Annotated in this window: 8 protein-coding genes; 3 read left to right on the forward strand and 5 right to left on the reverse strand. The window is 55.3% G+C overall.

What is annotated here, in order from left to right; all coding sequences use genetic code 11:
- Nucleotides 1–67: 67 nt before the first annotated feature.
- Nucleotides 68–1621, forward strand: coding sequence for an acyl-CoA synthetase (locus ABYP39_RS14390; RefSeq protein WP_372783191.1), 1554 nt, complete (start codon nt 68–70; stop codon nt 1619–1621).
- A gap of 11 nt (nt 1622–1632) precedes the next feature.
- Here ABYP39_RS14390 and ABYP39_RS14395 read toward each other — a convergent pair whose 3' ends face one another.
- From ABYP39_RS14395 to ABYP39_RS14405, 3 genes are all read right to left on the reverse strand, one after another.
- Complete coding sequence (locus ABYP39_RS14395; protein ID WP_372783194.1) at nt 1633–2424, reverse strand: hypothetical protein; 792 nt, start codon at nt 2422–2424, stop codon at nt 1633–1635.
- A 104-nt stretch (nt 2425–2528) separates the two neighbouring features.
- Nucleotides 2529–3485: a rhodanese-related sulfurtransferase gene (locus tag ABYP39_RS14400; protein ID WP_372748746.1), complete on the reverse strand. Its 957-nt coding sequence runs from the start codon at nt 3483–3485 to the stop codon at nt 2529–2531.
- A gap of 2 nt (nt 3486–3487) precedes the next feature.
- Nucleotides 3488–3811: a BolA family protein gene (locus tag ABYP39_RS14405; protein WP_372748747.1), complete on the reverse strand. Its 324-nt coding sequence runs from the start codon at nt 3809–3811 to the stop codon at nt 3488–3490.
- A 185-nt stretch (nt 3812–3996) separates the two neighbouring features.
- Between ABYP39_RS14405 and ABYP39_RS14410 the strand changes: the two genes are divergently transcribed.
- Nucleotides 3997–6159 carry a PQQ-dependent dehydrogenase, methanol/ethanol family gene (locus ABYP39_RS14410; RefSeq protein WP_372748748.1) on the forward strand — a complete coding sequence of 721 codons (2163 nt, stop codon included), beginning with the start codon at nt 3997–3999 and terminating at the stop codon, nt 6157–6159.
- Between the two features lie 81 nt (nt 6160–6240).
- Here the strand turns inward: ABYP39_RS14410 and ABYP39_RS14415 are convergent, their stop codons facing one another.
- On the reverse strand, nt 6241–7014 hold the full coding sequence (locus ABYP39_RS14415) for an SDR family oxidoreductase (protein WP_372748749.1): 774 nt from the start codon (nt 7012–7014) through the stop codon (nt 6241–6243).
- 223 nt (nt 7015–7237) lie between these two features.
- Here ABYP39_RS14415 and ABYP39_RS14420 point away from each other — a divergent pair, with 223 nt between their 5' ends.
- Nucleotides 7238–7867 (forward strand): TetR/AcrR family transcriptional regulator, encoded by a 630-nt coding sequence (locus ABYP39_RS14420; protein ID WP_372748750.1) that lies wholly within the window; start codon nt 7238–7240, stop codon nt 7865–7867.
- Nucleotides 7868–7869: 2 nt separating this feature from the next.
- Here the strand turns inward: ABYP39_RS14420 and ABYP39_RS14425 are convergent.
- The coding region (locus tag ABYP39_RS14425; RefSeq protein WP_372783196.1) for an ABC transporter permease at nt 7870–10140 on the reverse strand (2271 nt) is incomplete at its 5' end.

The following is a 10140-nucleotide window of genomic DNA, read 5'->3' on the forward strand; positions in this document are numbered from 1 at the left end:
CGATGGCGACACTGCATGGTGGTGCTATAGTTTCGGCCAACAAACCATAAGGAAGGGAGGAAACCGCATGTCTGAAATGGGATTCTGGTCATTTGCCCGCAAAGACCCCTCACCACTGGCTCTGGTCGCACCCGACGGCAAGCAATACACCCGTGGCGATCTGCTCAACACCGCCAACCAGGTGGTTCACGGCCTGCGTGCACTGGGCATGCAGCGCGGAGATGCCGTTGCGATGATGCTGCCAAACTGCGCCGAGTTTTATCACATTTACCTGGCAGCAACCCAGGCCGGTTTTTACATGGTACCCATCAACTGGCACTTGGCTGGACCGGAAGTCGCCTACATTCTTGAAGATTCGGAATCCAAAGTCTTCATCACCCACGAGCGTGTTGCAAAAGCTGCCACCACTGCGGCGCGCGAGGCCGGCTTTAACACCGCGAATGCTTTTGCCGTGGGCAATATTGACGGCTTCCGCAGCTTTGCTGACTTGATCGACGGACAACCGACTACCCTCCCGGAAGATCGCAGTGCCGGTCAGGTCATGAACTACACTTCAGGCACCACCGGCAAGCCTAAAGGCGTAAAACGCCCCTTGCCCGACATGTCACCTGAAGATCTCTACGGTCTGATGGCCATGTTCCTGATGCTGTTTGGCATACAACCGGAAGATGACAACGTCCATTTCTGTGGCTCTCCTCTCTACCACACAGCGGTCTTGCAGTTCTCGGGCAACTCGCTGCACATGGGCCACACCGTGGTACTCGTCGACAAATGGGATCCGGAAGAAAACCTGGCGCTGATCGAAAAACACAAAGTAACAACCAGCCATATGGTACCTACGCAATTTACCCGTATGCTGAAACTGCCCGAGGACGTGCGCAAGAAATACGATGTGTCGTCTACCCGACATATGATTCACGCAGCAGCCCCCTGCCCACCCGACATTAAACGCCAGATGCTCGAATGGTGGGGCAATAGTATTTATGAATACTACGCCGGCACTGAAGGTGGCGGTACGCTGTGCACACCGGAGGGCTGGCTCGCGCACCCTGGCTCCGTTGGCTGCGCCTGGATGGGCAGCGAAGTAAAAATATACGATGACGAAGGCAACGAGCTCGGTCCGAACGAAACCGGCACCATCTACATGAAGTTGATGGATAACAGCGATTTTGAATACAAGGGTGACAAGGAAAAAACCAAGAAGAACCGTATCGGCAACTTCTTCACCCTAGGCGATGTTGGCCATCTCGACGAAGATGGCTACCTGTTTCTCAGCGACCGCAAGATAGACATGATCATCTCCGGCGGTGCCAACATCTACCCGGCAGAAATCGAAAATGTACTGATCCTGCACGACAAGGTGAACGACTGTGCCGTCTTTGGGGTACCCAATGAAGATTGGGGCGAAGAAATCAAAGCCGTGGTTCAGCCGATCGCCGGTGTTGAAGCCTCCGATGAACTCAGCGCTGAAATTATGTCCTTTCTGGAAGAGCGTCTGGCACGCATGAAACTGCCCCGGACCATCGATTATCTGGACGAACTGCCCAGAGACCCGAATGGTAAGCTCTATAAAAGACGGCTGCGTGACCCCTACTGGGTAGGACACGAGAAAAAAGTCTGAACTAACGCCAGCTACTCAGAGCCCGCCGTTGTTGCGGGCTTTTCTTTATCTGGAGAACGCCAACGACTGATTCCCATTTCTTCTACGTAAATTTGCACACTGGTCTCGCCGTTTGCCAGGATAAAATGACGAAAGGCCTGCCCCTCAGGTGTAGCGTAAAAGCGCGGTGACAGCATTGCCACACCATGCCCTTTCTCGTCAAAAGTATGCGCGATATGAATGCTGTCCTGCAACACAGGCGCCAACCTCTTGATCGCAACCGACGAGCTGGTCAACCCATCTATGTCGCCGTCGAGCAGCGCCACGGTGGCCTGAATATGATCTCGGTAGGGAATCACCACAAAGCCACCCGGCAAGACCTTTCTCAGATCAACCTCGGACGCACGCACGCCAGGGATCACCCCTACCCGCCGTATGTTTTCCAGTGAACTGCGGTCGCGTGTGTACAAATAGATACTCTGATCCGTCAGCGCAACCACATGGTAACCACACTCGCGTTCAAACTGACGCATGGCAGTGCCGTAACTGCCCATGACCACATCATACTTTTCGCTGGCGCAAGTTCTGCTCAACGCGGGAAAATTGTTGCCATACTTTGGCCGGTAGTTGCGGCCAACCGCCGTAAAAAATTCGTCAAAAAACGGCTTTAAATGGCTGTGGGTTTGCTGAGCGCCAAAGATGGATTGCACCCATAACTGCACGGTCTCGGAGGAATGTGCAGGAGCACAGAGCAGTACCGCGAATAAAAACGCCGCGCTGTAACGTGCCGCTATCGAGTGAGTCCCACCGCGCAAGAAATTCAATCCACCGCCTCGCAAGCTCGTGCAAAACTTTATGATAGTGGAGTTTAAGCGAATGGCTATACCGATTTACCGAAACCCGCCGTGGCGACGGGTTGCGTCTACGGCTAGGATTGTGACGATGCTTTGCCGCGCAACTGACGCTCAGGCGGCGGCGCACCTATATGCGCTTCACGGCGCTGTTTGGCAAGCTCAACCTGCTTTTGGCGCTCACGAAACCGGGCTTTTTGATCGTCCGTTAGTTCGTCGAAGCAATGCGGACATGCCACGCCTTTTTCATAAAACTCGCTCTGCTTGTCCTCATCACTGATCGGACGGCGGCAGCCGTGGCACTGGTCGAAACTACCGGCTGATAGATCGTGCTTTACGGTTACCCGATTATCAAAAACGAAACACTCACCCTGCCAGAGGCTTTCTTCTGGCGACACTTCTTCCAGGTATTTGAGAATACCGCCTTCCAGGTGGTACACCTCTTCAAAACCCTGCTGTTTCATGTACGACGATGCTTTTTCACAGCGGATGCCACCGGTACAGAACATGGCCACCTTTTTGTGCTTACTCGGATCGACATTCTGCTCAACGTATTCGGGAAATTCACGGAAGGTTTTCGTACGCGGATCTACTGCCCCTTTAAACGAACCGATTTCCACCTCATAGTCATTTCGGGTATCAATCAGCAGCACGTCCGGATCGGCGATCAACGCATTCCAATCTTTTGGCTTTACATAAGTTCCCACCACGTCGTTCGGATCAATACCGTCCACTCCCATGGTGACAATTTCTTTTTTCAGCTTAACTTTCATTCGGTAGAAAGGCTGTGTTTCGTCGTAAGATTCCTTCCACTGCAGTTCAGCCATCCGCGGGTCCGCGCGCAGATACCCAATCACCGCATCAATTCCCTCACGAGAGCCCGCAATGGTGCCGTTGATGCCCTCTTTCGCGAGCAGCAAGGTACCTTTGATATTCTCGGCCTGGCAGCGCTCCAGCAACGGCTCGCGTATCGCTTCGAAATCGTCGAGCGTCACAAACCGGTAGAGGGCCGCAACGACTATCTTGTTGTCCACCGTTACTGCCCCTCGCGCTTGCTGCCACCCAAGCAATCAGGTGAATCCGGCGCCTGACCAGAGCGCGCCAACCACTCTTCTGGCGTGTAGGTATGCAGCGCCAGTGCATGAACAGGACCAGCCAGTTCTACCTGCAGCGCACCATAAACGGCCTGATGCCGAGCTACTTTGCGCATGCCGTTAAAACATTGCGCAACCGCCACCACTTTGAAGTGGGTTTCTGAATTCGGCGGTACCGAGTGCATATGGCTCTCGTTCTCGACCTGGAGAAGGCTGGGCGACAGGGAAGCTTTAAGTTTCTGCTCGATGGCCTGTTGTACTTGCATGGTTTTCTACAGCGCATAAAAAATGGGCGCCCATTATACCGATTTGAGTGCTGCGCTGTACTATCGCCGAGGCAGCGGGCGTACCGCCCAACCGTAATGCTTACGATTTTATTAATTCACTGGCCGATCGGACAGCCAAATGCTTAACTAGGCGCCTAATGACAACCACAAAGCGCAGACAACCCATGACATACCCCGCCAGCTTCGCACTCGCACTGATTGCCCTGCTATCGTTGAACAACGCTACGTATGGGGCACCCGTTAGCCAGCAGCGGCTCCTGGACGCCGACAGCGATGCCGATAACTGGTTAAGCCATGGCCGCACTTACCACGAGCAGCGCTTTTCACCGCTCAAGCAAATTAACGACAGTAATGCCGACCAACTCGGCTTGGCCTGGTATTTCGAAACTGACACACATCTGGGGTTAGAAACCACACCGCTGGTGATAGATGGCGTGATGTATTTCACCGGCGCCTGGAGCAACGCCTACGCTATCGATGCCAAGACTGGCGCTTTGTTATGGCACTTTGACCCTGAGGTACCAAGGGAAAAAAGCATCACCGCCTGCTGTGGCGTCGTGAATCGCGGCATGGCCGCCTGGGAAGACAAGCTCTACCTTGGCACTGTCGACGGCCGCCTGATAGCGCTCGACCAGCACACCGGCAAGCCACTTTGGTCTTCACAAACCACCGACCCCGCCCAAGCCTACTCCATCACGGGGGCTCCCCGCGCCGCCAAAGGTCTCGTATTTATCGGTAACGGCGGCAGTGAATTCGGCACCCGTGGTTACGTCAGCGCCTACGATGCAGATACCGGCGAAATGCGTTGGCGCTGGTATACCATTCCTGGCAATCCGGAGGAGGGCTTTGAAAATGAAGCGATGGCCCGTGCCGCCAAAACCTGGAATGGCCAATGGTGGCAATTTGGCGGTGGCGGCACTGTATGGGATGCCATCGTCTATGACCCCGAGCTGGACCAACTGTATATCGGTGTTGGTAACGGCGCCCCCCACAACCGGCGCATCCGTAGCCCCGGCGGTGGCGACAACCTGTACCTAAGCTCCGTTGTCGCCCTCAACCCGGACACCGGCGACTACCTCTGGCACTACCAGGAGGTGCCCGCCGACAATTGGGATTACACCGCCTCACAACAGATTACCCTCGCCGACATTCAGTGGCAGGGTGAGCCGCGCAAGGTCATCGTGCACGCTCCCAAAGCCGGATTTGTCTACCTGATTGACCGCCTCGACGGACAATTACTGTCGGCTGAGCCATTCACCACGGTCACCTGGGCCAGCCACTACGACATGAAAACCGGCCGCCCGGTGGAAGTTGACGGCCAGGATTACGATGGCAAACCCGCCATGGTTTACCCTTCCGCTATCGGCGGCCACAACTGGCAGCCGATGGCTTACAGCCCGCTAACCAAATACCTCTATATCCCGGAGTTGGATATGGGGATGCCCTTTGAGGAAATCAAAGCACCCGACTACAAGCACCTCAAGCGTCACTTCAATACCGGCTACGAACTTACACAAGATGCCGCCTCTCAACGTTTCACCCAGGCACTGCTGAAATACTTGCCCAAATCCCACTTACTGGCGTGGGATGTAGAGCAGGCCAAAGTTGCCTGGAAAGTTCCACATCCCAATATTCACAACGGCGGCATTGTAGCCACCGCTGGCAATCTGGTATTTCAGGGCACCTCAGACGGGCGTTTTTTGGCGGTGCGCGCCGATAATGGTGAAGTGCTGTGGACCTTCCACGCGCAGAACAGCATTCTGCCCGGCCCGGTCAGCTATGCAGTCGATGGCGAACAGTACATCGCCGTCGCCGTTGGTCGCGGTGGCGCTCTGACCATGAATACCGGCAAAAGTTACCCCACAACGAACCCGAACAACCGCATCATGGCCTTCAAACTCAACGCTACGGCTACCCTACCCCCGGTGAGCCAACCCAAGCGACCGGTGCCGCCTCCCAAAACAGGCATGAGTGAAGCCGATATTGAAGAAGGCCGCCGGCTGTTTGACCGTTTCTGCGCGCGCTGCCATGGCGCTGCGGTCGTGGGCGATGGTTCCATACCCGACCTGCGTTATCTGGAGCCTGTCTGGCACGAAAATTTTGAAGCCGTCGTGCTTAAAGGCCTGATGGAAAAAGCCGGAATGCCGCGCTTTGACGAGGTACTGGACGAGAAACAGGTTAAAAAGGTACATGCCTACGTGATAGAGCGCGCCCATGAAGATCACGCGCTGCGACAGGAACGCGGCTGGTGGGCCGAGTTGAAAAACACGGTAACCGATCTCGGCGCACGCCTACTGGCATGGCTAATCCGCATCACCACCAGCTAACACCAAAAACCGGGGTCGTAACGAGTATTTTTTAACCAGATCGATCATAAAATACGCGTTACGACCCCGGTTTTATTTTTGTTAAAACAGGGTTTTCATGGTGCCGCCGTCGACCGTGACCGTTTCACCGTTAATGTAGCTCGCTGCCGGCGATAGCAGAAACGCTGCGACCCGGGCAAATTCTTCAGGTTCACCAAATCGCCCCATCGGAACCTGCGCTTCCATCTGTGCACGCTGCTCGTCACCAGATATGCCTTTTCCTTTAGCCTGGTTTGCAACCAGCGCTTTAATCCTGTCGGTCTCAACAATCCCGGGCACGATGGTGTTGACACGTACACCTTGCGGCGCCAACGAACGCGACAAACTCTTTGCCAGACTTGCCACACCGGAACGCATTACATTTGACAGCAACAGAAAGTCGATAGGTTCCTTTACCGATGATGATGTCATAAACAGAATATTGCCGTGACGGCTTTTCAGTCCCGGCAAGGCAGCACGTACCAGTCGCACAGCGCTCAATAGCGTCAGCTCAAAAGCAGCTTGCCAAGCCTCGTCATCGAAATCATCAAAACCGCCAGGCGGCGGACCACCGGCATTCACCACCAGGGCATCAATAGCCCCGAATCGCTCTCCAGTGGCCGCTACCCAGGCTTTGATATCAACCGGATTTTTAACGTCACACTTTACGGCCAGACAATCGCCGAGAATGGTGCCAGCCTCTGCAATGGCAGCAGGATCACTGCTGGCAATACTCAAATTGGCTCCCTCATCGCGCAGGCAGCGGGCGATGGCAAAGCCCAGCCCTCGGCTGGCGCCCGCCACCATGACGGTTTTTCCGGCTAAATCCAGTTCCATTTACTATTCTCCTGTTCAATGTTGACACGCTGCTTGCCTTGCGGCGTCTTTTCAATAAAAATGGCGCACTTGTCGCTAATTACAGCCACCAACGCTCGATTTTATGCCTGCCGAAGGGCTTGGCATCCATTCTTGCGTCCACACTGAAGACAGCAATAGCGCCAGCATATATACTCAGCGAAAACATCGCTCAATTCGACGGACACGAAACCGATATTTCACTATGAGCAATAACAGCAGTTCAAATTATCACCACGGCAACCTGCGCGAAGAATTACTCACGCAGGCCGAAAAACATCTGCTAGATGGCGGCGTCAACGAACTCAGTCTGCGCGCACTGGCACGAGAAATAGGCGTTTCCCAAACAGCGCCCTATCGCCATTTCAAAGACAAAAATGCCCTGCTGGCTGCGTTGGCAACAGAAGGCTTTAGCCGACTGCTCGAGGTGTTGAACTCCGCCAGCACTGACGACCCAATTGACGATCTCATGAAACTCGGCATCGCCTATGTGCATTTCGCACAGGAAAACACCGAGATTTTCCGCCTGATGTTCGGCCCTGTGCTGCTACCACGAAAACAGTATACCGAGCTGTTTGCCGCTGGCCGAGAAGCGTTTTATCACGTACAGAGCATTATTGAGCGCGGCGCAAAAATGGGCGTGTTTGGCAAAGACGATATCCCCAGTATGGCTCACACAGCGTGGGCGGGCGTACACGGCGTGGCTACACTGATCCTGGATCACGGCGATAGCTTTGGTTATTACCACGACCTAGAAAGCCAAGCCGAGAAATCGCTGCGCATTATCGTAGAAGGCCTGAAATATCACCCTCCCGTATCCGCTCCGGCGGCGTAACGCTAGAGCCTGCGCAATACCTGCAAGGGCGGTGACGCTATCACCGCCCGGCAAAACCACCACCCTGACACAGCTACCACCAAACCTGCCCCGATAGGCGCCACCACCCAGAACAATGGGTGCCAATTAGCGCTCATATCAAGCAATCGGGTTTGTACGATATACAAGGTAATTTCCGCCCCAATTGCCGCCAACACACCCGCACTGACGCCAATTAATGCAAATTCTGCCAGCAGGCAACTTCGTATCAACTGCCTGGAAGCGCCAAGCGTTCTCAGAATCGCATTTTCGTGCAGCCGGCTGTCCAGGCTGGCCTGAATATTCGCCACCCCCACCAGCAACGCGCAAGCAATAATCAGTGTCAGCACCAGCTCCAGTGCAGCACTAACCTGCGCCACTACCGTGCGGGCTTGCTCAATCACCGCATCCATTTCGATCAGCGTAATCGTGGGAAAGCGGCGTAACAGATCATTCAGCACCACCTTGTCTGCTTTCTCGAGATGAAAGCTGGTGATAGACGACGAGGGATAGTTTTCCAACACCCCCGGCTCAAACAGCAAGAAAAAGTTGGGCCGCATGCTGTCCCAACTTAATTTCCGCAAACTGGTTACCTCTGCCTCCAGGGGCAGACCGCCAATCTTGAAGAAAACGCGAGACCCCAGCTCAAGCCCAAGGCGTTCAGCAAATTCAATTTCTACCGACACCCGGGGCAGCTGAGCCGGCGCTGACTCCCACCATTGCCCCGCCACCAGCTCATTGTCTTCTGGCAGCGCGTCGCTCCAACTCAGGTTGATTTCCCGGTTTACACTGCTGCGATTGGCATCAATATCCGGAATCTTCTCCAGCGCCTCGCCATTAATTTCAACCAGACGCCCGCGCACCATCGGGTAGAGCCCGGCACTGCGAATACCCTGTTGGGTAAACCACTCATCCACAGACTCAACCTGATCGGGCGCTATATTCACGAGAAAATGGTTCGGCGTGTCCGCAGGCAACTGCAGTTCCCACTCTTTCAGCAAGCTCGATCGCGCCGCAATGATGCACAGCAAAACCATCAACGCTAGCGCCAAGCTGACCACCTGGAAAGCATTGGCCTGCCGCCGCCGATACATAGCTGACAAGGCCAGACGCACCACGCCGCCGGCCCCTGCCGCCCAACGCCGCAAATTTGAAAACAGACGCAGCACCAATGCTCCTGCCAGCCCCAACACCACCACGATACCCGCCAACACGGCACTAACCAGCACCAGCGATTGGGTGTACCACAGCATTAACAGAAACAGGCCACCAATCCCGAGCAGTGCGCTGACGCCGGCACTGAGGTTTTCATTGCCAATATCGCGCCGTAGTACCCGCAGCGGCGGCACATGACGCAGACGCAGAATCGGCGGCAGCGCAAAAGCCAACACACACAGGGTCGCTGTGACCGCACCCGCCACCAGCGGCCGCAGGGTTCCTGCGGGTGGCGTAAAACCGACCAAATCTTTGATCAAGGCAAATAGCGTGTTTTGCACCGCCATACCAAGCCCCCAGCCCAGCGCTGTCGCTAACAAGGCCAGCAGCACGATATTCCCCACATAGAGCCGGGTGATCTGCGCGCTCACCGCCCCTAACGCCTTCATCACGGCCACGGTATCGAGATGGCGCTGACTGTAGCGCCGCGCCGTCAACGCAACCGCCACACCGGCCAGGGCAACGCCGAAGCTGCCAGCCAGCAGCAGAAAACGCTCTGCGCGTTCCAGAGTCTTGGCGATGCGTGGCTGGCTCTCATCGAGCTGCTCCCAACGATCACTCTGTGTGAGCGCCGACTCAAGCCGTGCCTTGACACTTGCCAGTGCGCTTTGCTCGCCCGCAAACAGGTAACGATAATCCACCAGACTTCCGGGCTGAACTACGCCGCTGCGCGCCATATCGTCGACGTTAATCAACACACGCGGCCCCATACCATAAAAGCTGCTGCCACGGTCTGGCTCCGATACCAGTGCCCGCGTTGCGCGCAATGTCAATTCACCCAGCTGGAACGAATCGCCTACCTGCAGACCCATTAGAGGAAAGAGTCGGGAGTCCAACCAGGCTTCACCGGATACTGGAACAGCGTCGGTGTTATAGACATCTCCAAAAGGCATATCACTGATTGCCAGCTCTCCCTTGAGCGGGTAGCCAGCGGAAACCGCTTTGATCGACGCCAGCTGCAGTGACTCACCCGCCACGATCATCGAGCGAAATTCAACAACGAGTGCCTGCGACACCGAATCCGGCACCCGACTTACCAC

This window comes from Litorivivens sp. (assembly GCF_041625495.1).
Taxonomy (GTDB): Bacteria; Pseudomonadota; Gammaproteobacteria; order Pseudomonadales; family Spongiibacteraceae; genus Litorivivens.

What these genes read in the sequence shown, in the direction of transcription:
- ABYP39_RS14390 (WP_372783191.1), top strand. Translation starts at nt 68, where the DNA reads ATGTCTGAAATGGGATTCTGGTCATTTGCCCGCAAAGACCCCTCACCA.
- ABYP39_RS14405 (WP_372748747.1), bottom strand. Translation starts at nt 3,811, where the DNA reads ATGCAAGTACAACAGGCCATCGAGCAGAAACTTAAAGCTTCCCTGTCG.
- ABYP39_RS14410 (WP_372748748.1), top strand. Translation starts at nt 3,997, where the DNA reads ATGACATACCCCGCCAGCTTCGCACTCGCACTGATTGCCCTGCTATCG.
- ABYP39_RS14415 (WP_372748749.1), bottom strand. Translation starts at nt 7,014, where the DNA reads ATGGAACTGGATTTAGCCGGAAAAACCGTCATGGTGGCGGGCGCCAGC.
- ABYP39_RS14420 (WP_372748750.1), top strand. Translation starts at nt 7,238, where the DNA reads ATGAGCAATAACAGCAGTTCAAATTATCACCACGGCAACCTGCGCGAA.